At 64.2% G+C, this 24,544-nt stretch carries 30 protein-coding genes and 1 pseudogene; 12 read left to right on the top strand and 19 right to left on the bottom strand.

The genetic code is table 11. The features are described 5' to 3' along the window. The 5 genes and pseudogenes from FJ417_RS30000 to minC all read right to left on the bottom strand — a co-directional run. Window positions 1-201, bottom strand: a pseudogene (locus tag FJ417_RS30000) (hypothetical protein); the annotation flags it as partial. Between the two features lie 417 nt (window positions 202-618). Further along, a complete protein-coding gene (locus FJ417_RS29995; RefSeq protein ID WP_246687594.1) occupies window positions 619-1,506 on the bottom strand; it encodes an EamA family transporter in 888 nt (295 codons plus the stop codon). A gap of 422 nt (window positions 1,507-1,928) precedes the next feature. Then, window positions 1,929-2,201, bottom strand: a complete 273-nt coding sequence (minE, locus tag FJ417_RS29990) for a cell division topological specificity factor MinE (protein ID WP_140785939.1) — start codon at window positions 2,199-2,201, stop codon at window positions 1,929-1,931. After that, on the bottom strand, window positions 2,198-3,013 hold the full coding sequence (minD, locus tag FJ417_RS29985; protein ID WP_140644956.1) for a septum site-determining protein MinD: 816 nt from the start codon (window positions 3,011-3,013) through the stop codon (window positions 2,198-2,200). Before minD ends, minE begins: the two co-directional genes overlap by 4 nt. Window positions 3,014-3,118: 105 nt before the next feature. Beyond that, window positions 3,119-4,015, bottom strand: coding sequence for a septum site-determining protein MinC (minC, locus tag FJ417_RS29980; RefSeq protein WP_140785938.1), 897 nt, complete (start codon window positions 4,013-4,015; stop codon window positions 3,119-3,121). A 183-nt stretch (window positions 4,016-4,198) separates the two neighbouring features. Here minC and FJ417_RS29975 point away from each other — a divergent pair, with 183 nt between their 5' ends. Then, on the top strand, window positions 4,199-4,630 hold the full coding sequence (locus tag FJ417_RS29975; protein ID WP_140785937.1) for an SgcJ/EcaC family oxidoreductase: 432 nt from the start codon (window positions 4,199-4,201) through the stop codon (window positions 4,628-4,630). A gap of 103 nt (window positions 4,631-4,733) precedes the next feature. Further along, window positions 4,734-5,168 (top strand): hypothetical protein, encoded by a 435-nt coding sequence (locus tag FJ417_RS29970; protein WP_140785936.1) that lies wholly within the window; start codon window positions 4,734-4,736, stop codon window positions 5,166-5,168. Window positions 5,169-5,358: 190 nt separating this feature from the next. On the opposite strand, the gene FJ417_RS33310 is transcribed toward FJ417_RS29970, so the two are convergent. Then, window positions 5,359-5,523: a hypothetical protein gene (locus FJ417_RS33310; RefSeq protein ID WP_181181612.1), complete on the bottom strand. Its 165-nt coding sequence runs from the start codon at window positions 5,521-5,523 to the stop codon at window positions 5,359-5,361. A 345-nt stretch (window positions 5,524-5,868) separates the two neighbouring features. On the opposite strand from FJ417_RS33310, the gene FJ417_RS29965 reads away from it, so the two are divergent. Next, window positions 5,869-6,120: a DUF982 domain-containing protein gene (locus tag FJ417_RS29965; RefSeq protein ID WP_140658413.1), complete on the top strand. Its 252-nt coding sequence runs from the start codon at window positions 5,869-5,871 to the stop codon at window positions 6,118-6,120. A 200-nt stretch (window positions 6,121-6,320) separates the two neighbouring features. On the opposite strand, the gene FJ417_RS33305 is transcribed toward FJ417_RS29965, so the two are convergent. The 7 genes from FJ417_RS33305 to FJ417_RS29935 all read right to left on the bottom strand — a co-directional run bounded on the left by FJ417_RS33305 (window position 6,321) and on the right by FJ417_RS29935 (window position 8,360). Beyond that, window positions 6,321-6,470: a hypothetical protein gene (locus FJ417_RS33305; protein WP_181183334.1), complete on the bottom strand. Its 150-nt coding sequence runs from the start codon at window positions 6,468-6,470 to the stop codon at window positions 6,321-6,323. A 100-nt stretch (window positions 6,471-6,570) separates the two neighbouring features. Next, window positions 6,571-6,753: a hypothetical protein gene (locus FJ417_RS29960; RefSeq protein ID WP_140658411.1), complete on the bottom strand. Its 183-nt coding sequence runs from the start codon at window positions 6,751-6,753 to the stop codon at window positions 6,571-6,573. A gap of 95 nt (window positions 6,754-6,848) precedes the next feature. Then, window positions 6,849-7,124: a DUF1488 domain-containing protein gene (locus FJ417_RS29955; RefSeq protein ID WP_140658409.1), complete on the bottom strand. Its 276-nt coding sequence runs from the start codon at window positions 7,122-7,124 to the stop codon at window positions 6,849-6,851. After that, window positions 7,121-7,447, bottom strand: a complete 327-nt coding sequence (locus FJ417_RS29950) for a hypothetical protein (protein WP_140785935.1) — start codon at window positions 7,445-7,447, stop codon at window positions 7,121-7,123. The genes FJ417_RS29955 and FJ417_RS29950 overlap by 4 nt, the downstream gene beginning before the upstream one ends. Further along, window positions 7,444-7,680 carry a hypothetical protein gene (locus FJ417_RS29945; RefSeq protein WP_140645013.1) on the bottom strand — a complete coding sequence of 79 codons (237 nt, stop codon included), beginning with the start codon at window positions 7,678-7,680 and terminating at the stop codon, window positions 7,444-7,446. The genes FJ417_RS29950 and FJ417_RS29945 overlap by 4 nt, the downstream gene beginning before the upstream one ends. A 117-nt stretch (window positions 7,681-7,797) precedes the next feature. Then, window positions 7,798-8,103 (bottom strand): hypothetical protein, encoded by a 306-nt coding sequence (locus FJ417_RS29940; RefSeq protein ID WP_140644964.1) that lies wholly within the window; start codon window positions 8,101-8,103, stop codon window positions 7,798-7,800. Next, entirely contained in the window at window positions 8,100-8,360 is a 261-nt protein-coding gene (locus FJ417_RS29935) for a hypothetical protein (protein ID WP_140785934.1), read from the bottom strand. Before FJ417_RS29935 ends, FJ417_RS29940 begins: the two co-directional genes overlap by 4 nt. A gap of 580 nt (window positions 8,361-8,940) precedes the next feature. On the opposite strand from FJ417_RS29935, the gene FJ417_RS29930 reads away from it, so the two are divergent. The 3 genes from FJ417_RS29930 (at window position 8,941) to FJ417_RS29920 (ending at window position 10,852) form a co-directional block, all read left to right on the top strand. Next, window positions 8,941-9,150: a hypothetical protein gene (locus FJ417_RS29930; protein ID WP_140785933.1), complete on the top strand. Its 210-nt coding sequence runs from the start codon at window positions 8,941-8,943 to the stop codon at window positions 9,148-9,150. A gap of 45 nt (window positions 9,151-9,195) precedes the next feature. After that, window positions 9,196-9,387: a hypothetical protein gene (locus FJ417_RS29925; RefSeq protein ID WP_140644967.1), complete on the top strand. Its 192-nt coding sequence runs from the start codon at window positions 9,196-9,198 to the stop codon at window positions 9,385-9,387. 73 nt (window positions 9,388-9,460) lie between these two features. Further along, a complete protein-coding gene (locus FJ417_RS29920; RefSeq protein WP_181183333.1) occupies window positions 9,461-10,852 on the top strand; it encodes an FAD-binding oxidoreductase in 1,392 nt (463 codons plus the stop codon). Between the two features lie 39 nt (window positions 10,853-10,891). On the opposite strand, the gene FJ417_RS29915 is transcribed toward FJ417_RS29920, so the two are convergent. Together FJ417_RS29915 and FJ417_RS29910 are read right to left on the bottom strand one after the other, a co-directional pair. Continuing rightward, complete coding sequence (locus FJ417_RS29915) at window positions 10,892-11,746, bottom strand: BA14K family protein (RefSeq protein ID WP_140785931.1); 855 nt, start codon at window positions 11,744-11,746, stop codon at window positions 10,892-10,894. A 128-nt stretch (window positions 11,747-11,874) separates the two neighbouring features. Then, window positions 11,875-12,999, bottom strand: coding sequence for a KamA family radical SAM protein (locus FJ417_RS29910; protein WP_140785930.1), 1,125 nt, complete (start codon window positions 12,997-12,999; stop codon window positions 11,875-11,877). A gap of 146 nt (window positions 13,000-13,145) precedes the next feature. On the opposite strand from FJ417_RS29910, the gene FJ417_RS29905 reads away from it, so the two are divergent. After that, a complete protein-coding gene (locus FJ417_RS29905; RefSeq protein ID WP_140785929.1) occupies window positions 13,146-14,081 on the top strand; it encodes a hypothetical protein in 936 nt (311 codons plus the stop codon). 14 nt (window positions 14,082-14,095) lie between these two features. Here FJ417_RS29905 and FJ417_RS29900 read toward each other — a convergent pair whose 3' ends face one another. The 3 genes from FJ417_RS29900 to FJ417_RS33885 form a co-directional block, all read right to left on the bottom strand. Beyond that, the gene (locus tag FJ417_RS29900; RefSeq protein ID WP_140785928.1) at window positions 14,096-15,652 is read right to left on the bottom strand and encodes a serine hydrolase; all 1,557 of its coding nucleotides are present in this window, start codon (window positions 15,650-15,652) and stop codon (window positions 14,096-14,098) included. Between the two features lie 147 nt (window positions 15,653-15,799). Next, the gene (locus FJ417_RS29895; protein ID WP_140785927.1) at window positions 15,800-16,204 is read right to left on the bottom strand and encodes a VOC family protein; all 405 of its coding nucleotides are present in this window, start codon (window positions 16,202-16,204) and stop codon (window positions 15,800-15,802) included. Further along, a complete protein-coding gene (locus tag FJ417_RS33885) occupies window positions 16,201-16,323 on the bottom strand; it encodes a hypothetical protein (protein WP_281405936.1) in 123 nt (40 codons plus the stop codon). The genes FJ417_RS29895 and FJ417_RS33885 overlap by 4 nt, the downstream gene beginning before the upstream one ends. Before the next feature lie 3 nt (window positions 16,324-16,326). Between FJ417_RS33885 and FJ417_RS29890 the strand changes: the two genes are divergently transcribed. The 3 genes from FJ417_RS29890 (at window position 16,327) to FJ417_RS29880 (ending at window position 19,851) form a co-directional block, all read left to right on the top strand. After that, entirely contained in the window at window positions 16,327-17,031 is a 705-nt protein-coding gene (locus FJ417_RS29890; protein WP_140644973.1) for a YafY family protein, read from the top strand. A 174-nt stretch (window positions 17,032-17,205) separates the two neighbouring features. Beyond that, window positions 17,206-18,864, top strand: coding sequence for an acyl-CoA synthetase (locus FJ417_RS29885; protein ID WP_140785926.1), 1,659 nt, complete (start codon window positions 17,206-17,208; stop codon window positions 18,862-18,864). 93 nt (window positions 18,865-18,957) lie between these two features. After that, window positions 18,958-19,851: a hypothetical protein gene (locus tag FJ417_RS29880; protein ID WP_140785925.1), complete on the top strand. Its 894-nt coding sequence runs from the start codon at window positions 18,958-18,960 to the stop codon at window positions 19,849-19,851. A gap of 36 nt (window positions 19,852-19,887) precedes the next feature. Here FJ417_RS29880 and FJ417_RS29875 read toward each other — a convergent pair whose 3' ends face one another. Next, window positions 19,888-21,312, bottom strand: a complete 1,425-nt coding sequence (locus FJ417_RS29875; protein WP_140785924.1) for a hypothetical protein — start codon at window positions 21,310-21,312, stop codon at window positions 19,888-19,890. 524 nt (window positions 21,313-21,836) lie between these two features. Between FJ417_RS29875 and htpG the strand changes: the two genes are divergently transcribed. Together htpG and FJ417_RS29865 are read left to right on the top strand one after the other, a co-directional pair. Continuing rightward, window positions 21,837-23,723 (top strand): molecular chaperone HtpG, encoded by a 1,887-nt coding sequence (gene htpG, locus FJ417_RS29870; RefSeq protein WP_140785923.1) that lies wholly within the window; start codon window positions 21,837-21,839, stop codon window positions 23,721-23,723. A gap of 117 nt (window positions 23,724-23,840) precedes the next feature. Then, window positions 23,841-24,521, top strand: coding sequence for a glutamine amidotransferase (locus FJ417_RS29865; protein ID WP_140785922.1), 681 nt, complete (start codon window positions 23,841-23,843; stop codon window positions 24,519-24,521). Window positions 24,522-24,544 lie beyond the last annotated feature (23 nt).

The following is a 24,544-nucleotide window of genomic DNA, read 5'->3' as shown; positions in this document are numbered from 1 at the left end:
GCCGATGCCGGCGCCGGCAATAGCGGCGGAACCCGAATTGCCGCCACTGCCGTTGCCGCTATTACCACCGTTCCCGTTTCCACCGCCGCCATTACCACCGCCACCGCCGCCTTTGCCGGCATAGGCCTTGGTCACGACGAGACCATCAATGGAGAGACTGAAAGGCGTGACGACAAGCGCCAACGCTGCCAGTGCTGGCAAGACTAGCCTGCAGCCCCCGCGCGACGCGCGCATTCCGCTCTCCCCATGCCAACCCTTCAGCCCGTCGGCCGAACTACCCCACCGGCAATGTCGCAGCATAAGCATCCCCAATCGGCAAGGCATAAGGAAGTGGCCCACGACCCTTGTCTTGTCCACTCGGACCTATTGCAATTCTTGCATAGGACCTAAGTCTTATTTCAACCACTGGGTGCGGCCGAACATTGCCGCCGCAGAGGTGCATTTTCCAAAGCCTACCAATTCCGAGCAGCGGGCTCCGAAGCGGTTCACTGTTTCACGGAAACGGCAAACCACCGCGCCTCCTTGTTTTGAAGCAGCTCCGGGCGGAAGGCCACGGCGAAGCGCTGGGCCTGACCGTTTCGCGCATTTCCAGGAATCGCCCTGGTTCGGAAGATGGATTCAGGCCGGCAAAGGCATTGGCCGCCGCGCCGCAACCGCCGTGCCGAAAGCGGCGGCAATGACGGCGGCGATGCCTGCGCATTGCAAAAGGTCGAGCTTTTCATGCAGGAATAGAAAGCCGGTGAGCGCGCCGCCCGCCGGCTCCAGACAGACCAGCATGCCGTAAACTTTGGCCGGCATGCGGGCCAGCACCAGCATTTCCAGATAGAAGGGTAGCGCGCTGGAGAACAGGCCGACCACGGCGGCGCCTGCCATGATGTGCGAATCGGTGAGATAGGCCTGAGCAGCGTTGAAGCCGAAGGGCAGCGCCAGCACGGCGGCGATCGCCATGCCGTAGGCGGAGGTGCGCACGCCGAGTTCGGCGCCGGCCTTCTGCGCGAAGATGATGTAGAGCCCCCAGCAGGCGCCCGCCGCCAGCGCCAGCGCCACGCCTGTCGGATCGAGCCCGCGGCTGATACCGGCAAAGGGCGACAAAAGCACGATGCCGACGACGGCCAGCGCCACCCAGACAAGGTCGAGCAGGCGCCTGAAGCCGAGCGTGGCGACGAACAGCGGCCCGGTGAATTCGAGCGCCACGCAGACACCGAGCGGAATGCGCTGGAGCGCGGCATAGAACAACATGTTCATGGCGCAGACGGTGATGCCGTAGGCGGCGAGCCAGGGCAGGTTTTTGCGCGAGGGCAGCACTTTCCAGGGCCTCAGCACCGCCGCCAGCATCAGCGCGCCAATGGCGAGCCTCAGCATGGTCGTGCCTTCCGGGCCCAGAACCGGGAACAGCCCCTTGGCAAAGGCGGCGCCGACCTGCACGGAGAGCATTGCACCGAGCAGGCCAAGCACCGGCATGACGCCGACAGGGGCCTGTTGGTTAGCTTCCTGTGCTACGGTCAATCCTGGCTCCATCCCTGGTTCAGATATGGAGATAGGACGCGGGCGCCACGCTGTCGTGAGGCAGCGGGAGGCGGATCGATGGGGCAAGGGGAGCGAGGCTTGTCGCCTTCGCCGTCCCAGGGCGGAGCAAGGAGCGAAGCAACGCGCGCAGACTCGAGGATCTATGCCGTTACGCTAAAGCGCGTCGCGTCGAAACGGATTCACGCGACGCGCTTTAGGTCGTTGCTTGATGCATGTCGTTGTCGCAAAACCGAGGTCACTTTTGCGCGACATGCATTAAAGCGTTGCAACGATTGTAGAATTCTCCACGGCCGAACTCGTGGCAAGGTCACGGAATGGATCCTCGGGTCAAGCCCGAGGATGACGAGCGTCAGGGCACGCCCTTCCCCGATCCGCTGCGCGGATCGGCCTACCCCATCAACTCACCCCGCCATGGCGAGCGGCGCGGCGCTCTTGTTGGGGATCTGGATGTCGATCTCCAGCGTCGACATGGTGGCGCCGCGATCCATCGAGACCTGGAGGTAGTCCTGGTCGATCTGCACATGCCTGGCAATGACCGCCATGATCTCCTCGCGCAGGATGGAGACGAGATCCGGCTGGCTGCGGCTCTGGCGCTCATAGGCGAGCAGCAGCTGCAGCCGCTCGCGCGCTACCGGCGCGCTGGTGCGCCGCTTGAAGAGATCGAGGATGCTCATGCGGCCCTCCTTCCGAGAAGCCGGTCGAGGAAGCCCTTGCGTTCGAAGGGGACGACCACCGGCAGGTCCTCGCCTTCCAGGCGTCTTGCCGCTTCGAGATAAGCCTTTGCGGCACCATTGAGCGGTTCCGAGAGCGTGACAGGCGAGCCGAGGTTGGAGGCCCGCAGCACATCCTGGCTTTCCGGGATGATGCCGAGCAGCGGCGTGGAGAGTATCTCCAGCACGTCGTCGATCGACAGCATCTCGCCGCGCGAGGCGCGCGCCGCGTCGTAGCGGGTGACCAGCACGTGCTTTTGCACCAGCTCGCCCTGCTCCGCCTTCATGGTGCGGGCATCGAGCAGGCCGATGATGCGGTCGGAGTCGCGCACCGACGACACTTCCGGGTTGGTGACGATGACCGCCTCGTCGGCGAAGCGCATGGCGAGTTGGGCGCCGCGCTCGATGCCGGCAGGGCTGTCGCAGAACACGTAGTCGAACACCGAGCGCAGCCGGGCGATGACCTCGGCCACGCCCTCTTCGGTCAGCGCGTCCTTGTCGCGCGTCTGCGAGGCCGGCAGCAGATAGAGCGTCTCCAGCCGCTTGTCGCGGATCAGCGCCTGCGACAGCTTCGCCGAGCCCTGGATGACGTTGACGAGGTCGAACACCACGCGGCGCTCGGCGCCCATGATGAGGTCGAGGTTCCTCAGGCCGACGTCGAAATCGACCAGCGCCACCTTCTTGCCGGTCTTGGCCACGGCGGCGCCGAGCGCGGCCGTCGAGGTCGTCTTGCCGACGCCCCCCTTGCCCGATGTGACCACGACTACCTTGCCCATATATCCAGCCTCCATTGGCGGTTTTTATTCTCTGGCCGTGCGCGGCACGGCGGACTCGTTAACAACTTTGGCACGCGAAACCGGTCCGAAGCTTGCGCCGCCGGACTAGCCGAGCGGCACCACGCACAGCGCATCGTTGTCGAGGAAGGCCTGCACCGCCTTGCCGCGCGAGACGCCTTCCATCTCCTCGGCCGTGGTGTACCAGCCATCGACGGCAAGCAGCTCGGCCTCGTTCTTGCGGCAGAAGATGCGCGCCGAAATATTGCCTTCCGAGCCGGCGATCGCGCGGCCGCGCAGCGTGCCATAGACATGGATCGAGCCGCCGGCGACGATTTCGGAACCGGACGCGACCGAGCCCAGCACGATCACGTCGCCATGCGGATGGAAGACCGACTGCCCGGAGCGGATCGGCGCCTTGATCATCAAAGTGCCGGCCGAAGGCTCGGTCCGCACGCTCTCGGCGCCCTGCCCCGCCTCGGTCTGCGCCGGCTCGATCCGCACCGCTTCGAGCCTTGCCAGCTCGGGATCGACCGGCTCGTCGCCGGACATCTCGATCTGCGGAGCCTCGGCCGACGCCGCCGCTTGGATGGTTTCTTGGGTCACCTGCACCCGCTCCCCGGCGGCGGCCATTTCGAGTTCTTCCGCTCGCGCCTTGCGGGCTGCCCGGCCGAGCAGCCCCTCGGCGGTCGCCTCCTTGGCGCCGGCGAGCAGAGGCGGCAGATCGGGCCCGAGCTCGGCGCCTTCCAGCTCGATGGCGTAGACGCGGATGCCGCGCGAGCCGAGCACGCCGACAAGCGCGCCAATCTCCTCCGGCCCCGGCTGCAAAATGTTCAGATCCAGCACCACCGGACGCCCGTTGAAATAGCCCGGCGAGTTGGCGATCCAGTGATCCAATCCCTCCAGCCAGTCGGCGATCGGCGCCTCCGGCGTCAGCGTGAAAGCGACGAACGAACGGGCGCGAAAGCGGATCGATTTGTTGTGCAAAGGGGCGGCGAAGGTCACGTCCAAGCGAATCCTTACTCAATGGTTAAAGGGTGCCGGGGCAATGGTTAACAAAAGGTTAATTTTGGGGATTGGGGCCGTTAACAACTGACGCGGCTGAGTTCTGTGGCAGCGCGGTGACAGGGCTTGCCAATGCCGCTATCGTCTCATCCCAAGCTGGCGCAAAGCAAGGGAGATCATGTCATGAGGTTGGAGGTCGGCAGACCAGAGGATGCGGCCATTGCCTTTGCCGATGCCTGGAACAGACATGACATGGACGACTTCACGGCGCTGTTTTCCGAGGATGCCAATTTCGTCAATGTCGTGGGCATGTGGTGGAAAAGCCGCGCAGAGATCGAAGCGGCGCACCGCGCGACTCATGGGACTATGTTTCGCGACAGCCGGTTGGAGGGTGTCGTCTCGTCTGTAGTCGAGTTGTCTCCTGGCCTTGCATCGGTGCACTATAGATGGACCCTGACCGGCGCCTCTGCTCCGGATGGCTCGCCAGCCGGAACACGGGAAGGCATCCTGCTTCTGGTGGTGGGGAAGGAACAGGCCGGCTGGCAGATAAAGGTGGCCCAAAACACCGACATTGTTCCAGGGGCGATCACTCCCCCTGCCAACGCGAGGAGATAGCGGCCAAGCTCGCAAGGCGTGTGAAGCGCCTAATATACGAAGCGATGCGCGCGGACCATCCTCTTGCCCGAGACTTTCCACTCTCTTCAGGAAGGAGACGGGCATGGGCATCGATCGGCAAGACAGCAAGCGAGCAGGCAAGACAGGGGCCGCCATGGCAGCGCTGATGCTGCTTGCAGGATGTATGACGCACCAGCCAACTGGCACGGACGCATACCGGACGAGCAGCATAGACCAATGGCTGACGACCGACGATGCCGACAAGGCGGTCAGCGCGATGAGCGCCAAGGGCATGATGCCGGCGACCATCAACTGCCGGTTCGCCGACACCACGCCTGGCAAGGTGGCCTACCGCTCGAAATTCACCTGGAAACGGGCGCCTGCAAACACACGCTACCATTGGGAAGTCGGCGACCCGGCCTATCTCGCCAGCAAGGATGTCGCATCCAGCAGGGTTGGGCTGCGCCGGACGTTCGCGAAGACGGTGCGGGACCCGGCCACGGGGCAGAAGATGGGGTGCTCGATCTGGGTGAGCTAGGTCTGCTGCGGGATTGGCCGTGGCTACGATGGCTGGGAGCGTCGCGGCAGAGTACGTCGTCGCAGACGGATGATTGAGCTGCTCCAGCCAGTCGGCAATCGGCGCCAGCGTACAAGCGACGAAAGAACGCGCAAGGATGCAGGTGGATTTGTCGTGCAAGGGGCGTCGAATGCCAGGCGCATGGACCCGACTATGATTTCCCGGCCTTGAGCGCCTTTGCCTCTCTCACAAGAGATGGCCAGTTCAGGCCGACAAGGTAAATGAGTTCGAGCGCCTGAGCTTCGGTGATGCCGGTCTGCCGCACTAGCCGCTTGACGATATCGTCAAGCGTCGGCTGGCCTTTGTCGCGCGCCATTGCATTCCCCTTTCGTCCCCAACGGCTCTCGCTTCTCGATAGTTCCGCTAGCCAGGCAGGAAATGTGGGCGCACAGTGGACTCTCGCTGATGCGGCGAGGACAGTCCGGCTTGACCTCTTGCTAAACGGGTCGGGCTGTCCAGCAGCTTCGCTTCGGACGGTCCAGAAGCTTCGCTTCGGACGGTCCAGAAGCTTCGCTGTCGCTTCGTATGGATATGGACCCGCGTTCGCGCGTCTAAAATATTTTTTGTTTCGCGCGGCCCGAGCGACCCGATCGAGGTTGCCTTTCGACAGGTCCGTAAGAACAATGCTTGCTATGTTGGGGGCGCCGGCCTAAGCCCAGCAATGGCTAATGAAAAATTCGACCAGCCGGTGACGGTTGTCACCGAGTTGACTGGCGGCGGGCACGAGACAATCGGCGACGCGGCCGCGTGCCTGGACTTCCTGCTCAGAAGATGGCGCGGCAAACGCAGCGAAAAGCATCGTGCGGCCGTTCAGGCCTGCGCGGATACCAATAGTGGGCGCCGCCCGGCCTCATTCGCGCGAAAGGCGTTCATAGTCGCCGCCCGCGAGGCCGCTATTCTGGTGACCTCCTAGGGCTCCTCACGTGACCTGAAATTCCTGTTTTCAATATCGATGATGTCGCCGCAATTTTCGCACTCCATCTGGGTGTGAGTGCGAATCCAGCCTACGCGTGTTTTGGCCTGGTGGTGGCACCGAGGGCATTCGACATCGATTTCGAAGTGGTCGGACTCTCGCTTTGTCATCGCAGTCCCCAAGGCTGGCCTGACGCGGCATCATCCGTTGTCAGTATTCCGCTCCGGCTCGTTTTCCTGCTCCACTACCTTGCCTTTCGCCTCTTTGGCCGCGAGCTTCGCCTCCTTCTTTGCCGCTTTCGCCTGATCGCGCCTACTGCGCTCGTATCGATAGTTGGGCTTCATCGCCATGGCATTTCTCCCGCTGGATCATTGTACGGCCTGGATTTGGGTATGCCTGGGGTCGCAACCGGTCATAGGATAGAAGGCCCAAACGGACGGTGGCGGAATATCAAATCAGGCGATTGCGTTCCGCGATCTCGCGTGCCCGCCTGACTGTCCCGTCGGTGTCCGCGAGTTTGCGCCGCGCTGCCTCGTCCTTCCTGATCGTCAGCCGCACTGGCATGATGTCTGAGCGCCTCACGACCGGCTTGATAGCGACCGGCGGTGCCTCGGGGGTTTTCATCGAACGCATCGGCGTTATCCTTTCACGTAAGACGACAGCCAGGGGGACTGCCAGCCGCCGCATCGCTTGCCTGCATGCTCGTTCTTTCGATATCGGCTCCCCGCCTATCGGAAACCGGTGGAGGTCAAGGTGTAGGAGTTCCGCCGCTCGCGCGCATAAGCTTTGCTTGCGGCGTCTTGGATGGAACCGCGCAACGCGTCGAATGCCGAAAGGTATGCGTTCTCGGCAGTTTCCTTGCCGCCAGGATGGTCGCCAAATGTGCCTAATGCCTCTACTTCGACGAAAAAACGGACCTGGAACATACCGTCATGCCCAATGAAGCATACGGCGTTCCGCGTCTCGTCGAAACTTCGGCTGGGATTTGGAAAGGCAAGCGTCATGTTTGATCCGCCCGCATTTCGGTATGTTCAAGTGCCAACCGGGCCCCGTTCCATTCCTTTCGGCCCTCGGCATTGCGACGATTGAGATCCAACATCCTTTTCGTCGCATGCGCATGGGTGAGACCGACCATCGGAACGCCGTCGACATAGGCGGGAATTCCCGTGAAGACGTGGTAGACGGTCCAGGAATGATCAAATTCGACGCGGCGACCATATTGAAGGTCGCTGAAGTCATGGCCCAAGATGCCGCCGTTATGTCGCGAGCCGCCGAATACGGTATTTTGAACCCGCTCGGTTTCGTCGTTGGGGATGGTTCTGTTCATACCCGTCTTTCCCCGCCTCCCTGCGCGGCAATGATCTCCGAATAAAGGGCTGCGCCATCGGCTTCGGAGATCGTGACGGCGTCCGGCCATTGCGGCATGTTCAGCGTTCTCGCCAAGAGCCGCGCGATCGCGATGGCGTTATCGAGATCGGCCGCCAGCGCCGTCTCGCGGCCGATGACGGCACGCGCGTCGTCGGCGACACGCGTGCGATAAAATTCGATCACGACCTTCATCGGGGTCCGCCGCGCCATCAGTCCTTGGCCTTCGCCTGGGCATTGATGACGGCGCACTCGATCTGGTTGCCAAACAGACTTTCCTGCTTCGGCTTCCTGGCCTCGCGGTTGGAACGCTTATGTGCCCTGGCCATGTCCGAACGTCCTTTCGATGAGGGCAATGCCATTGTCCGATGCCGGCGTCTCGACACGCTCCAAACTGTCCTCGGTCACCACGCGCTCATGCGGTTCGCCGTCGCTGCGGATGCGGTATTGTGGGGAGCTTCCCTTTGGCGGCAGTGTGCCGGTGACACGATAGATTTCGTCAGTCTTCGGACCGGCGCCAACACCGCCCTTCAGCCGGACCGCTTGTCCGATGTCAAAAAGACGAGGGGGAGCCCCGTGCTGGATGGGGCGTGCGTTGCGTTGCAAGAGGGTTGTCATGGTTGTCTCCCGTCCTCGACGAGCGCGGCCTCGAGCGTGGCCGGTTCGATCGGTACCATTTGCCGCGTGGACTCTTTTGCGGAGATCGCCGGCAGGTGAACGAAGGCGGCCACGCGGCGCCATGCGCTGCGCGCCCCTTCGAAGGATTCGTCATCGAGATCGACGCGGTAGTCGCCGGGCGGCCGCGGCGCATCGAAGCCCGGCAGCATAAACGCCGCATTGAAGCGAACGACGGTCGGCGTGGTGCGAGTGGTCACTTGCGGCTTCCTGCGGAAACGCGCGCATGCGCCTTCCGCTTCAATTCCAGCCGAACCGCCGAAACGATGTCCGACGCTGCCAGTACATCCGTGGTCAACGCCGGCATCATTTCAGGGTTCAAACGAAGCGAGTTGCCGCGCCGGGAGCGGCGCAGTGCTTTCGCTATCGAAAATTCGGAGGCGGATGGCGAGGCTTCACTATGACGAAAGCCACCTCGACCAAATCAACGAATTTTATGTATGCACCCCAATTACGCTGCGAACAAGATGGCGGACGCGCTTTATTTTTCCCGGTTAAATAAAAAAGCGTCGCTTGGAGACTGAAAAACAAACAGAATTCTTCTCATCCGCGCTGATATTTTCCGAGTCTCGTAATTATTCCGCCCGATATTTTTACGGAATCCAGCTGTTGATTTCGGCATTCCTATCTATCGCCCGTCAGGCCGTCTATAAAGACAGGCATCCTCGCCTTTGCCGACACAGGAAGACGCACCCTTGAAATCCGCTCTCCCAAACAATCGCGTCATCCGGCGCGCCGCTCCCGGCACCCGCCACCACCTCGATACTCGGGGTCCTCTCCATGCCTGAACTGACGCCTCACGCCCTCGGCAAATTCGACGCCAAGGCGCCGGCCGCCGTGACGGAGCCAGCCAGACCGAAGCGCCTGGAGAATGCAGCGGCGCGCGGGCTGGCGGCGCTCTCTTCACACGGATCTCTCGCCTTGAAGCTGTATGTGATGCTTTGGATCGTCGCCTTGGCGGTGTCGGTATTTGTCATGGTGAAGGCCTGACAAGGTCGGCCCGTCGCCTGAGGCGCAAACGAAAGGAATGTGAGCATGGCAAACCGTTACGCGCTTCGAATGGACCGGCCAAACAGCTGGACCGTCTTCGACATCTTCACCGGCCAACCTGCCGAGGTCGAGCAGAAGATCATGGTCGGCATCAGGACACGCCGCGCCGAAAAGCTGGTTGTCGAACTGAACATCCAAGACGTCAAACGGCGGGAAGACGCTCACAGGACATCCTGATCCCGCCAAGGCGGGTGACTCACATGCTTTGCTGCATCTATAGGGTAAGGATTCCTGGATGGAGCCAGCCAGCGTGAGCGACGACAAAGCCCTCATCACCTCCCTTCGCATTGCCTGCGCCACCTCGACCATCTGGAACGCCGCCGAGCTCGCGTCGCGCGATCCCGGCTTCGATGCCCGCAATTTCGGCGCCTCGGCGCTGGTGCGGCCGCGCGATGTCGAGGGTGTTGTGGCGCTGGTGAAATTCTGCGCGGAGCATGGCATTAGCCTTGTCCCCCAGGGTGGGCGCACGGGGCTGGCGGGCGGGGCGGCGACTTGCTCCGGCCAGGTGATCTGCGATCTCGGCGGGCTGAACCGGATCGAGGAGATCGACCCTTTCGCGCGCGTGGCGATCGTTCAGGCGGGCGTGACGCTCGGCGCGTTGCGGGAGGCGGCGGCCCGGCATGGGCTGGATCCGGGCATCGACCTTGCCGCGCGCGGCAGCGCCACGATCGGCGGCATGGTTTCCACCAATGCCGGCGGCATCATGGCGTTTCGCAACGGCACGATGCGCCACCGCGTGCTCGGCCTGGAAGCCGTGCTGCCGGACGGGCGGGTGTTTTGCGATCTCACCCGGGTGCTCAAGACCAGCGCCGGCTATGATTTGAAACATCTCTTCATCGGCGCGGAGGGCACGCTGGGCATCGTCACCCGCGTGGCGGTGCGGCTCGATCCGGTTGCCGGCGCCAGCGCCACCGCGCTTGTCGGCGTGACGGATGCCGCCAGCGCGCAGCGCATCGTGCGGCATTTTCTGGGCTCGACCAGCGCCCGGCTCACCGGCGCCGAGATCCTGTGGCGCAATTTCGCGTCGCTCATGCAGCGGGCGCTGAACTATGCGCCAGGCAGCCTGCCCCTCGACGCGCCCTGCCTTCTGGTGCTGGGGCTCGGCGCCGACAGCATCGAGGCGGCTCGACAAGTGCTGGAGGACGGGCTGGCGGCGGTCTGGGAAGAGGCCGGCATCATCGACGGGCTGGTGGCGAGCTCCGAGGCGCAAGCCGCCGCGATGTGGCGGCTGCGCGAGGAGACGGAGCAGATCGAGCGCGCGCATCCCATGGCGCCCTCCTTCGACGTGTCGGTGCCGGGCGGCGCGCTGGATCAATATGTGGCGCGCATCGATGCGGGGCTGAAGACGCTCGACGCCTCTTACGCACCATACGTCTACGGCCATCTCGCCGACGGCAATCTGCACATCTCGATCAATTGCGACGGGCCGGTCTCGCATGAGCGGCACGCGGCGATCGAGGACGTGCTTTACGAGGGTCTGCGCGAGGCCGGCGGCTCATTCTCGGCCGAGCACGGGGTCGGGCTGGAGAAGCGCGATGCCTATGAGCGGCACGCGGACCCGGTGAAGCAGGATTTGGCGAAGGCGATCAAAGAGATGATCGATCCGGGTAATGTGATGAATCCGGGGAAGGTCGTAGGGTGAGGTTGGCGGCCCTAGCCTTTCGGAGTGCGACTCTTCCCCCTACTCGCACTGGCGGCGCGGACCGCCGTCGAAGGGCTGGTAGGTGTTGTCCTGCGGATCGTAGGAGCGGTAGCGGCTGAAGCAGTAGTCGACGTGGTCGCCCGATACCGGGCGACCCGATGCCTGTTCCCGGGCGGCCTCTGCCTCGGGCGAAATCTCTTCCGGCGGGCCGCCATAGGTGGTGGCGTAGCCGTCGGCCGACGGGGCGTAGCCTTCCATCTCGGCCTGGTCGTCGCTCGTCCGATCGTCAGGCATGGCGTTCTGGCGATCGCTCGCTGCTGTCTGGTCATTCTGGCCTGCGCCCGTCGAGGCGGTGCGGCCGTCGCCGGGATCGTAATAGGGTGAGACGCAGGGGCGCAGCTCGCCGCTGTAGGAGCGGTAGCTGTTTTCCGCCGGGCGGTAGCTGCGATAGCGGGTGGCGCACCATTGCAAGTGGGCGACGGGCAATTGCTGCTGCTGTGCCTGCTGATCGACTGTCGCCGGCTGTTTGGCCACGCCAGCGTTGGGCGCTGGCTGGCCCGGGCCAGAGACGTCGGGCAATGGCTGCAGTGGCGGCGCCGCAGGAGCCGCCGTGGCCCCGCCAAGCGCCGTCGTCTGCGTTCCGCCATCGGCCTTGGCCGGCTCGCCAGTCTTGGCGGGCGCAGCCACTACCTGTCGGGCGGGAATGCGTTGAAGGTTCTGTTCCTGCCGATCGACCGGCTGGGCATCCTTCGTCCAGAGCTCGGAAACGCCGATCGCAGGCGTTGCCTGCCGCACCGGCTTGGCGGCGAGCAGCCAGGTGGCGAAGGCAAGCCCGCTGGCAAACACGGCCAAGGTCAGCACGAAGCCGCCGGCAATTCCCAACAAAGCCTTCACGCAACGCTCCTTCAGCTCCCTCTCATAGAATGCAGGGCGCGGGATGGAGTTCCTTGTGCCGCGCAATGGGGCCAAAGTCGGGCAGGCACGCGCAGTCGCCGAACGCCGGTAACGCAGATCGTGGCGGTCTAGACAATCACTTCCTTGTACTCCCGCACCTTGCCGTCCTGGCCGCTGATCCGCCAGGTATCGCCTTCGCGGCCCTCGATATGGCTCGCGGCCAGCGCCACCTTGCCGCCGCCGTCGGGGAGGTCGATGACATAAGTCGGGTTGCAGATGCCGGAGAGGCGCCGGCGCAGTTCGGCGACCAGCGCCTGGCCTTCGGCAATCGTGGTGCGGCGGTGCGCCATGCCGCGCGCGAGGTCGCCGTGGTGCAGGTAATAGGGTTTCACGCCCAGCCGGTACATCAGCTCGCGGCAGAGCTCCTCCAGCACCTCGACCTTGTCGTTGACGCCTTTCAGCAGGACGCTCTGGTTGAGCAGCACGAAGCCCGCCTGCCGCATCGTGCGGCAGGCGGGCTCGGCTTCGGCGGTGAGCTCGCGCGGATGGTTGAAGTGGGTCACAACAGTCACCATCAGCCGGCCATGCAGCGCCTCGACCAGGCCGAGTGTGATGCGCGACGGCAGCGCCACCGGCACGCGGGTGTGGATGCGCAGAAGCCTGAGATGCGGGATCGCCTCCAGGCGGGCGCGGATTTCGGCCAGCGCCTTGTCGGGCAGCGACAGCGGATCGCCGCCGGTCAGGATCACCTCGCGGATTTCCTTGTGTCCGGCGATATAGGCCAGCGCCGGCTCCAGCGCCTCGCGCGTATAGCCGCGGCCGATCGAGGTCAGCGACTCTTTCCTGAAGCAGAAGCGGCAATAGACCGCGCATTGATAGGTGGGGAACAGAAGCACGCGGTCGGCATGGCGGTGCGTCAGCCTGGACACCGGGCTGAAGGCATGGTCGCCGATCGGATCGTCGAGCTCGCCATCGGCGGCGACCAGTTCGTCGGGCGACGGGATCACTTGGACGCGGATCGGGTCGTCAGGGTCGTTCCAGTCGATCAGATCGAGATAGGGTTTGGGCACGCGCACCTTGTGCGCGGTTGCGGCTTCCTGCGCGGCGGCGCGCTCGGCTGGCGAGAGCGGCAGGGACGCGAGGTCGCGGACATGGCGCACACCGGCGCGGACTTCGTCTTGCCAGGCGGCGCCATTTTTTCGGGCGGAATCAGGATCGCCCGCGGCGGCCGGTTCTCTGAGGTCTGAGGTCATCGGGATCTCGGGTGGCAATTCGCGCGGGATATCGGCCCGATCGACGGCGGGGTCAATGGCGAGCGACGTCGCGGCTCCAGCAGCACCATAGGTATTTGAGCGAAATAGCTTTAGTCTGCGCTCTCAGGGGCTTCGGGACGACACAGATGAATTTCAGCGCAGGTCATGGCTACCTCCTCATCGGCGGTCTCATCCTGGTCGGCGCGGGACTGCTGATCCTCTCGCTGATCGTAAATCTGCGCGTAGCCCTCAGCGTGCGCGACGACGTGCGCCACCGCGAAAAACTGCTGGAATACTACCGCAACGTCTTCTCGCAGCTGGGGGTGATCCTGATCGGCATCGGCGTCTCGCTGTTCATCTTCTTCTTCCAGCAGAACTACCAGGACCAGCGCAAACGCGAGACCGAGCTGCAGCAGGTGCTCGCCAAGCTCGCCGCGCGCATCGCCCGCGGCGCGCCGGTCATGCAGTCGCTCGATGAGTTCGACGAGTTGCTGGATGAGGGTGGCTCGTATCTCAGCCCCGATCTCGGCGGCAAGAACACCGCCGTCAGCCTACAGGGGCCAGAGCTCGGCAAACAGGCGGCCAAGATCCTCCTGGTCGAGCGCGACGTCGATCTTGGCGACTTCGAAATACTGAACCTGTCGCGCGATTTCGAATCCTCCTTCGTCGTCAATGAGCTTGATCCCAGGCTGTGGTTCGACATCGTGCGCGACGAGAGCGAGATCAAATACGCCACCACACAGCTTGCGCTCGACTACAAGGACCTGCAGCAGACGATCGGCGGCGAGCCGGCGCAGACAGGGGTCGCCGATCCCGAAAAGGGACGCAGGATCAAACAGGAGGTGCTCGACATCTTCTACGATGCCGACTTGCTGCGCCAGCGCGCCAGAAGGCATCTGGCCCGGGCCTGCTGGCTTTTCAGCCAGGGGCGCGGCTTCGTCAAAGCTGTCCCGGTCGATGAGATCGAGGCCGATGCCAAATCGCACCAGCAATGGCTCGACCGGTCGAAGCCGGTGCTGACGCAGTCGAAATCAGGCAGCGGCGACTGTTTCGCGCTGCTCCAGTACGGGCGGGCGTCCTGACCGCCCGACCGCTTTCAATCGGGGATACGCCGCAGCGTGCCCATGTGATTGTCGTCGAGGAAATCGATGGTCATCGCCGACGCTTTGCCGTCGGGGCCGACGGCAAAGCTGACGCCGGCGGGCCTGTCGGGTGTCTCCGCGTCAGGGAAGGTCATGAAGCGGTCGCCGTCGAAATGCGCCAGCGAATAGGATCGCGCCCCTGACGGTCCGAGCTTGAGCACAAGGCCCTCGCCGGCGCCCGACACCACGGCATCGCCGATGAAGTCGTTGGCATAGCGGCCGGCATAGGCGCCGGCGCGCCGGGACGGGGTCGGCCTGGACGGCGGGCTAGCATAGGCGGCCTTGGCCGCCTCGATCATCGGGCCGAACAGCCCGACATAGATGCCGTTCCACGCCGCGATCCAATCTTTCTCGACTTTACCGTCGAAGACGAGATCGGCGAAGCTGTCGGACAGCCCCTCCGGCACTCCTGTCGGAAAGGCGTTGGCGAGGATGACGATACCGAGCTTCTCCTTTGGAAAGATCGTCACCAGGGTGCGGGCGCCGACGCTGAAGGCGCCGGCATGGCTCCAGCTCAGGCCGTGCCGGCCGAATTCGATGTTCCAGCCAAGGCCGTAGAAGGATTCGCCGCCGGAGACCTGGTTCTTGCCGCGCGTCATCAAGGGCACGTGGGTCTGGTCCAGCGCATCGGCGGCAATCAGGGTCTTGCCGGCATAGGAACCGTCGCCGAGCAGGAGGCGTACCCATTGCGCGAGATCGCGCGCGGTTGAGCTGACGCCGCCGGCAGGCGCTTGGGCGTCCGGATCGCGCCTGATCTTGGCAGCCCAGACGCCGTCGACCCTGACGTGGAGCGCGGCGCGATCGGCGCGCCTCATGAAGTCGGCGTGACGGGAGCTGGTCGAGGCCATGCCGAGCCGACGGTAGAGTTTCTCCTCGGCGATTTCTTCCCACGGCTTGCCTGTCGGTTTGGCGGCCGCGACGGCGCCTTCGGTCAGACCGAAATTGGAGTAGGAGTAGCCGGCGCGAAAGCTCGACGATGGCGGCACGAAGCGCAGGCGGTGGAGGATCGTGGCGCGATCATAGCCTATGTCCTCGAGATCGTCTCCAGCGGTGCCTGGAAGCCCACTGCGATGCGAAAACAGGTCGCGGATGGTGAGCTCACTGGTTGGATAGGGATCGGCAAGCCGGAAGGCCGGATCGAGGTCGACGACCTTGGAATCCCAGGATACCGCTCCGTCGCTGACCAGCGCGGCTACGACCGTGGCCGAGACCGGCTTGGAGAGCGAAGCGATCTGGAACACCGTGTCGGCATCGACGGCCTCCGGCTTTCCGGCTTCGCGATGACCGAACCCCTTGAGAAAGACCACCTCGTCGTCGTGCACGACGGCGATGGCGAGGCCGGGAACATCACCATTGGCGACGGCGCCTTGCGCCAGCACTTCGAGCCTGGATAGCGCGGCAGTGATCCGCTCGGGCGTGATGGGGTCAGCCGCCGTCGCATGGGGCCAAAGTGCGAGCCCCGCGACGACGGACCAAATCCTGAAACGACAGAGATTCCGATCAAGCCGCATGCGCGCCCTCCCCTCCCTGCATTCACCAGGCCATAGTACAGGGTGGTGCGCACGCGGCCAATCCTTGCACAACTATCCTCCGCAGCAGCTTCGGAATGGGCAGGAGGGGAAACACTGGCGAAATGCGCCCGCCCCTGTCGATCTGCCTCACCGCTCGAACTTCCTGATCGCCTCAGCCTTCACCGGGGTGAAGAAATTCACCAGATTGCCGTCGGGATCGCGAAACAGAAGCGAGCGGTTGCCCCATGGCATGGTGGTGGGCGCCTGCACCAGCGCGCCATCGATGAAACCGCCCAGCCGACGGTACGCGTCATCGACATCGGCGACCCGGAACTCGACGATGGCGCTGCGGTTCTCGGCGGGGCTAGCGACATGGTCGCCACCGAAGAGTCGAAGCGTGCGCGTGCTGCCGATCGCCAGCGTGCCGGCCGCGGTGACGAGCTCGGCGAAATCCTCGGTGTAGAGCGTGAGCTTGATGCCCGTGACCGTCTGGTAGAAGGCGACGAGCCGCTTGACGTCGGTCGTGATGATGCGGGTCGAAACGAAATTCATTTGGTCTTCTCCGTGGACTGGCCGACGAAGAAATCCTCGCGGCTGGACGCGCCCGTCCAGGCGCCCTGCCCCGACTTGTGGACCAGGCCTGCTGCCACCATAGTGGCAACAGGAGACATGCCTTGCGCCGCGCCGACAGACTGTTTCAGATCATCCAGATCCTGCGGCGCTCGAGCCGGCCGATCACCGCCGGCCAGATCGCCGAAGAGCTCGAAATCTCGCGCCGCTCGGTCTATCGCGACATCGCCGACCTCATCGGACAGCGCGTGCCGATCCAGGGCGAGGCCGGCCTCGGTTATGTGCTCGACCGCGACTACGACATGCCGCCGCTGATGCTGACGCCGGACGAGCTGGAGGCGGCGGTGCTCGGCGCGCAATGGGTGGCCGACAAGGGCGATGCGGTGCTGGCGGGCGCGGCGCGCGACCTGATCGCCAAGATCACCACCGTCGTACCCGAGCGGCTGCGCCCCTTCGTCAGCCAGCCCAGCGTCGGCGCGCCGCTCAGCCGCGCGAGCCTGCCCGACGGGCTGGATATCGCGCGGGCGCGGGCCTCGATCCGCAACGGCCACAAGATCCGTATCTTCTACCGCAACGAACAGGGCGACGAGAGTGAGCGCGTCGTCTGGCCGACGATGATCGGCTATGCCGAAACGGTGCGGCTGCTCGCCGCCTGGTGCGAGCTGCGCCAGGATTTCCGTCATTTCCGCACCGACCGGATATCCGCCGCGACTTTTCTCGACGAGCGCATCGGCTGCCGGCCGGCTGAGCTGCGCGGCCGCTGGAAACGGCACATGGAAGCGCAGGGAATTCAACTGCCGCAAAGCTAGCTGGCCACTAACTTGCTGGTTGGAAACGCTTTGAGCGGCGAAAGCTTGCGTTCCTTCGCGCAACCGTCGTCGCCTCACTCTCGACTTTCGCCGCAATCGACCCGCGTCCTCTTTTCATGCAATCTCGCCCAGCGGCGATCATGGGGAGATGTGCGCCGCCGAGGGAGGATTGCGATGACCAAGACGCAAGCGCGGCCGCGCTATGAGGATGCCGTTGCGCAATTCCGCATCGAGGACGAGATCGCGCGCCTTCATGGCGACCCGGCCACCGGCATCAACGCCTATGTCGAATGCTGCGGTCGCTACACGGGCGAGAGCCGGCTGGCGCTCCGCGCGATCTCGGCCGGCGGGGAATTGCGCGAATATTCCTTCGACGACCTCGCCGACATGTCCGGCCGCGTCGGCACAATGCTGAAGGAACTTGGCGTACGGCCTGGCGATGTCGTGGCGGGCATGCTGCCGCGCATCCCTGAATTGGGGGCGCTGATCCTCGGCACATGGCGCGTCGGCGCGGTCTACCAGCCTCTGTTCACGGCTTTCGGGCCGAAGGCGGTCGAGCATCGCCTGAGCTACAGCAAGGCCAGGCTGGTGGTGACCAATCCCGCCAACCGCGCCAAGCTCGACGAGGTGGAGAACCGTCCGCGCATCGCCACCATCCTTGGCCGCGGCGACATGCTGCCCGCCGGCGACATCGATTTCCGCGCGGCGCTCGCGACCGCCTCCCCCGACTGCGAGCCCGTGATGCGCAAGGGCCCGGACCTGTTCATGATGATGTCGACCTCCGGCACCACCGGGCACCCGAAGGGCGTGCCGGTGCCGCTCAGCGCGCTGCTCGCCTTCGGCGCCTATATGCGCGACGCGATCGGGCTCACGCCCGACGACATCTTCTGGAACATCGCCGATCCCGGCTGGGCCTATGGGCTCTACTACGCCATCACGGGGCCGTTGCAGCTCGGCATCGCCACCACCTTCTACGAAGGCGCCTTCAACGCCCAATCGACCTACGACATCATCGAGCGCCTGGCCGTCACCAGCCTCGCCGGCTCGCCGACGGCCTATCGCTTGCTGATGGCGGAAGGGCCCGAGGCCGCGGCGCGCGTCAAAGGCAGGTTGCGCGTCGTGAGCAGCGCCGGCGAACCGCTCAACCCGGAAGTGATCCGCTGGTTCGACGCCAACCTCGCCGCGCCGATCCACGACCATTACGGCCAGACCGAGAACGGCATGATGGTCAACAACCATCATGGGCTGGCGCATATCGTGCGCACAGGCTCGGCCGGCTTCGCCATGCCGGGCTACCGCATGGTGGTTCTGGATGACGAAGGCAACGAGCTCGGCCCCAACCAGCCGGGCGTGCTCGCGGTCGATATCGCCAGATCGCCGCTGCGCTGGTTCGGCGGCTACCACGAGGCCGAGACGCCGGCGATCGTGGGCGGCTATTATCGCACCGGCGACACGGTGGAATATGAGCCGGACGGCTCGGTCTCCTTCATCGGCCGGGCCGATGACGTCATCACCTCGTCCGGCTACCGCATCGGGCCGTTCGATGTCGAAAGCGCGCTGATAGAGCATCCGGCGGTGAACGAGGCGGCGGTGGTCGGCGTGCCCGATCCGCAGCGCACCGAGATCGTCAAGGCCTTCGTGGTGCTGGCGCCCGCCTTCAAGGGCAGCGAGGCGCTGGCCGAGGAACTCGCCCAGCATGTGAAGAAGCGCCTGTCGGCGCATTCCTATCCGCGCGAGGTCGAGTTCGTCAGCGAACTGCCGAAGACGCCAAGCGGCAAGATCCAGCGGTTCCTGCTGCGGAAGGCCGAGGTGGAGAAGCGCAAAGCGGAATAAAGATTTGCCGCTGCCTTGATTTCCGCCACGCAAAAGCCGCCAAGTCGGGCGATGGCTCGCAAGGGTTCTTGATCGCTTACCTTGGGGTGCAGCATGCGGTTGGTTTTAACGCTTCTCTTTGCACTGGCGGGCAGCACGGCGCTCGCCGCCTCGCCGGAAGACGATTACGTCGCGGCGCGCGACAAGGCGATTGCCGACATCACCGCTCAGGAAAGCGCGAACACCGCAATCGAAACCATCGATGCCCAGAACGAGAAGGCGCTGGCCGACCTACAGCAGCGTCTCGCCGCCATTCTCGGCCCGCTTGCGGTCAAGGGCTTTCCAACGACGGGCACCATGAACGTCGAAAGCCTCAACGCTTCCGACATCGGCTATGGCATGCTGGACGGTCTGCGATACGCCCAGAGCGACGACGGTCCGAGCATCGTCGTCTCGACGCGCGGGCTGACCGAGCGCTGGCTCAAATCCAAATCGGCCGAAACGGAAGCGGATTTCAAGCTGCCCGCCGATATCGGCGCGGCGCTGAAGCTCGACAATTTCTACACCCAGGCCATCGGCAGCGACGCGGCATTCTCCGGCACGCTCGATTTTTCGCTGAAGAAACCCGACGGCGCCGATGCGGTGGTCGCCCGGCTCGGTGGCTGGACCCAGGATGTCGGACCGATCTACGACCAGCACGTCGTCGTGGCGGTCGTGAAGGGCGATCGCGTGCTGATTGCCGAAGCGCCCGCCTCGCCCGCCGTGCCGAAGATCGCGGCGTGCGGTTCGCTGTGGGCAGCCGCCGACGCCGCCGCGCAGAAAACCCAGCAGAGCGATGATGGCGCGGACCAGGACGACTCGACTGCCACCGATGCCGCCAACGCCGCCTGGGAAAAGGGCGACGCCAACTACCGCGCCTGCATGGCCCAGCGCCTGCCTGGTGATCCGTCCTTCCCGACGTTGCTCAAGCAGGCGCAGGATCTTGCCGACGGCATGGCGGGGCAATAGCCGGCAGAGCGATCTCCGGAATTACGCAGCGATTTCTCAGCTTCCGTTCGCCCGCATGTTGCGCCGAGCAACACGCCGGGCGGTGGCGCGCCCCGCTTCCGCGATGATCCCATTGGCCTGAGGCGGGGCATCCTTGCGCGACCTTGCGTCGGTCACCCGATGCAGCCGCTCGTAAGGCAGCAATTCCCGGATGCGGGCATTGAGCGCTTCGACCTCGGCGTGCAGATCCTCGCATTCCTGCTTCTGGATATCGAGCTGGATCTGCTCGGACGCCTGCTGCAGCGAAAGCTGTGAGAGATTGGTGCTGACCGCGGACAGGTTCTTCTTGTCGGTTTCGCTCTCGTCCTTGAGAACGGCGAGCCTTTCCTCCGCAATCTGGCGTTCGGTGACGGCATCGTTCAACTGCGCCCTGAGCCTGGCGATCTCGGCCGTGGCTTCGCCGTTGTCGGCCGAGACGTGATCCAGGCGCGATTGCAGTTCCTGGATCTCAGCACGCAAACCGCGCATTTCCGCCTGACCGCGCGCCAGTTCGGCGGCACTGTCGCTTTCGGCGATCCGCGCCATCTCGGCGGTTTCGGCAAGCTTGGCTTGCGTTGCCTCCAGCGTTTTCTGCAGTCGGCTTTCCTCTTTTTCGTGGTTGCCGAGTTGAGCCATCAGCTCGGCGATGTGGGCGGTTTCGCCGGCGTGGGTTGCCGCGAACTCGTCGAACTTGTGCCGGGCCTCCGCCTCGCGCTTTTGCGCCTGCTCCAGATCGACCGAGAGGCCGACCTGCTTTTCGCGCAGCAGCTTGTTCTCGGCGCCGCGTCTGTCGAGCTCCACTGTTTTGGCCGCCAGAGCCTTGGCGATCTCGCCGAACTCCGTCTCGCGCCTGGTGCTCTCGTTGCCCATCTCCACAAGCTCCAGGCGCACGGCCGCAAGCGCTGAGCGCAGTTGCTCCCGGTCCTGAACGAGACTCGCCTCGCGCTGCTGCCACGTCTCGGCCGCGCCGTCGCGTTCGCGCTGCCTGCGGGCGGCGTCAAGCAATTGTTCTGAAAGCGTTTTGTGTTCCGTGGTGAGAGCGAGGTTTGCCAGTTCCAGCTCGTTGGAGCGCAACACATCGCGATGGAACACGTTGAGGACTTCGCGCGTCATATGGTGCGCGGTGGCGATCTCCGCCAGCTTTGCTTCGATCTCCTGCAGATGCCCCTGGCCATCCCGGAAAAGCCCGGCGACGGCCTCCAGCGCGGCCAGCCGCGTCTGGGTATGCGGTGTCAGCCGCGATGTCGCTGTGCCGGACGGCTCTTCGGCAGGCGGATTCTCGTCGCTTGCCACCAGTTCCTGGCCGGCAACGGCATCGTCCTCCGAGGACTGCTGTTCATCATCTTTAAGAACGTCCTCGAATGCTTCCGCCAGATCTGATTGGAGTTCCTGAAATTCCTTATCGACGTCCTCGGCCCGCTTGATCAGAGACTTGAAATTCATCACGGCACATCCCTTACGATCGACGACACACCTTTTACGCTCGCCCCAAGCGTACTTAACGAATTGCTAATCTATCCCTTTACCTTCGGTTCGGGAAGCCTGGGCAAAGGAAACCAGAATTAAGGTTATCGCCGGTCCCAACCTTATGCGGTTCCGCCCTAGGTGATCCCTTCTTCCGCTCTTAACATATGTTAGTTTTCTCTCAGGGCAGGTGCTGAAAGCATGCCCAGCAAAAGGGAAAGACAGCGAGCTGCTTGTCATCATTCACATGAGCGATGCGAAGACTTTCAAAGCCACAAACGAGCACTAAAAACAGAGTCCCCCTGCCGACCCGATCGCAGAGCGTTCGATGGAGTCGGCTTTCCACATACCTCTCGCCGCCTCTTGTTGCCTTCCCCTCGCATCCCGATATTGTCGTGCCGAAGCCGGTCCCGCCCGGGCCGCGGCACAATTGCACAATCGTGGGATGAATCCCTGAAACGCTTCTGGCGCGTCAGGCAGAGTGGAGATTTGGGAAAGGCGAGATGACGGATCAGAATACGGAAACCAGGACATTCGAGGCAGACGTCTCGCGGCTGCTGCACATGATGGTGCATTCGGTCTATTCGGACCGCGATGTGTTCCTGCGCGAGCTGATCTCCAACGCGGCCGATGCCTGCGAGAAGCTGCGCTTCGAGGCGGTAAGCCGGCCCGAGCTGCTGGGTGACGATGCCAAGCCGCGCATCACGATCGCTGCCGATCCGGACAACAGAGAGCTTGTCGTCGAGGACAATGGCATCGGCATGAGCCGCGACGAGATGGCCGAGGCGCTGGGCACCATCGCGCGCTCCGGCACGCGCGCATTCCTGGAGCGCGTAGAGGCGGGCAAGGCGGCGGAAGACACGCAGCTCATCGGCCAATTCGGCGTCGGGTTTTACTCGGCCTTCATGGTCGCCGACCGGGTCGACGTCATCAGCCGCCAGGCCGGCAGCGAGGAGGCCTTCCGCTGGTCGTCCGACGGCAAGGGCACCTACGAGATAGCGCCGGCGCCGCTCGAGGCAGCACCCAAGCGCGGCACGCGCGTGGTGCTGCATCTGATGGAGGACGCCTCCTCCTACACCACGCCCTACCGGCTCGAGGGCCTGGCGAAGTCGCAGTCGGGCCATGTGCCCGTGCCGATCACGCTTGTCGAGAAACCCGGCGCCGAGCCGCGCGACATCGCCGACGGCACGGCGCTCTGGGTGCGGCAGAAGAGCGAGATCAAGCCGGAAGAATATACCGACTTCTACCGCAGCATCGCCGGCCAGTATGACGAGCCGGCCTCGACCATCCATTTCCGCGCCGAGGGCCGGCAGGAATACAGCGTGCTCGCCTTCGTGCCGGGATCGCGGCCGTTCGACCTGTTCGACCAGGACGGCAAGGGCCGCATGAAGCTTTATGTGCGGCGCGTCTTCATCACCGACGACGCCGACGTGCTGCCGCGCTACCTGCGCTTCGTGCGCGGCCTGGTCGATTCCGCCGACCTGCCGCTCAACGTGTCGCGCGAGATGATCCAGGAAAGCCCGTTGCTCGCAGCGATCCGCAAGGGCGTGACCAACCGCGTTCTCGGCGATCTCCTAAAGCTCGCCGACAACGATGCCGAAGCCTACGCCAAAATCTGGGAAAATTTCGGCGTCGTGCTGAAGGAAGGGCTTTACGAGGACTACGAGCGGCGCGAGCAACTGCTGAAGCTTGCCCGCTTCCGTTCGACGACTTCAGGCGAAGGCTGGCGCAGCCTTGCCGACTATGTTGGAGCGATGAAGGAAGGCCAGAAGGCGATCTTCTTCATGGCCGGCGACGACCGCGCCCGGCTGGAGGCCTCGCCGCAGTTGGAAGGCTTTCGCGCACGCGGTATCGAGGTGCTGTTGCTCACCGACCCGGTCGACAGTTTCTGGGTAACGATGGCGCCGGAGTTCGACGGCAAGCCGTTCAAGTCGGTGACGCAGGGCGCGGCCGAGCTTGCCGATGTCGCGCTGCCCGAGCACGCAGCAAAGCCGGACACCGAGACGTCATCCGACATCGCGACGTTCCTTGCCTTCGTGAAGACCACGCTTGGCGAGGAGGTGTCGGACGTGAAGGCCTCCGACCGGCTGACCGAAAGCGCCGTCTGCCTGGTCGCGCCGGAGCATGGCCCGGACCGCCAGTTCGAACGTCTGCTCAACGCCGCCGGCCGGCTCGAGAAGGCCGCCAAACCGATCCTCGAGATCAACCCGCGCCATGAGCGCGTGGCGGCGCTGGCAAAGCTCGGCGACGACGAAAAAGCGTTCAAGGAAGACGCAGCGCACCTGCTCTACGACGAAGCGCGCGTGCTCGACGGCGACAAGCCGGCCGACGCCAAGGCCTTCTCGGCGCGCCTGGCGCGACTGATCGATCGCGGGTTGGCGAGAGGGTGAGCCCCGGCGCCGCGCTTGCGCGGCCTGCCGGCGTCCAGCCGGAACTGGGCGCTGGCACATTTTCGGCAGCCCGCTTAGCTTTATCGTATTCCTACGGCATGAGCGGCAGGTGTTCCTATGAAGCGCATTGTTCTGGTCAGGCATTCGGAAGAGCCAGGCGACGATCATGTCCAGACGACGCTTGAGGCGAACGGCCATGCGATCACGACCGCGATGCCGTTCAAGGGCGATCCGATCGACCTCGGGTCCGTCGATGGAGCGGTGATCTATGGCGGTCCGTTCAATGTCTTCGACACCGACATACACCCGTTCCTAAACGACGAAGCCGCGCTGATCGAGCATTGCCTGGACAACGACCTGCCGCTGCTCGGCATCTGCCAAGGCGCGCAGCAGATCGCCTGGCATCTCGGCGCCAATGTCGGGCCGGTGGAAAGCGGCATCCGGGAGTTCGGCTATTTCGAGATCACGCCGACGGCCGAAGCCGGCGATTTCCTCGACCGGCCGCTCTTCCTGCCGCAGAACCACTTTCATACTTTCGCCGTGCCGGCCGGCGCCGTGCATCTCGCCTCGAGCGACACGTTCCCCAACCAGGCGTTCCGGATCGGCGACAAGACCTATGCGCTGCAATTCCATGCCGAGCAGGGGCCGGCCGGCTTTCGGCGCTGGCAGGAACGGCAAGGCGCGCCCTACGGAACGCTCGGCGCGCAGGACCGGGACGAACAGGACAGGTTGATGGCAGCCCACCACGCAGCCCAGCTTGCCTGGTTCAGCGGCTTTGTGACCAAGCTGTTCGGTTGAGGCGCTTTTGGTGGGAATCCACG

Origin of the sequence: Mesorhizobium sp. B3-1-7 (genome assembly GCF_006439385.1) — a bacterium.
Taxonomy (GTDB): domain Bacteria; phylum Pseudomonadota; class Alphaproteobacteria; order Rhizobiales; family Rhizobiaceae; genus Mesorhizobium.
Note: the sequence above shows the minus strand (reverse complement) of the source record. Positions and strands in the feature narration are given on the sequence as shown.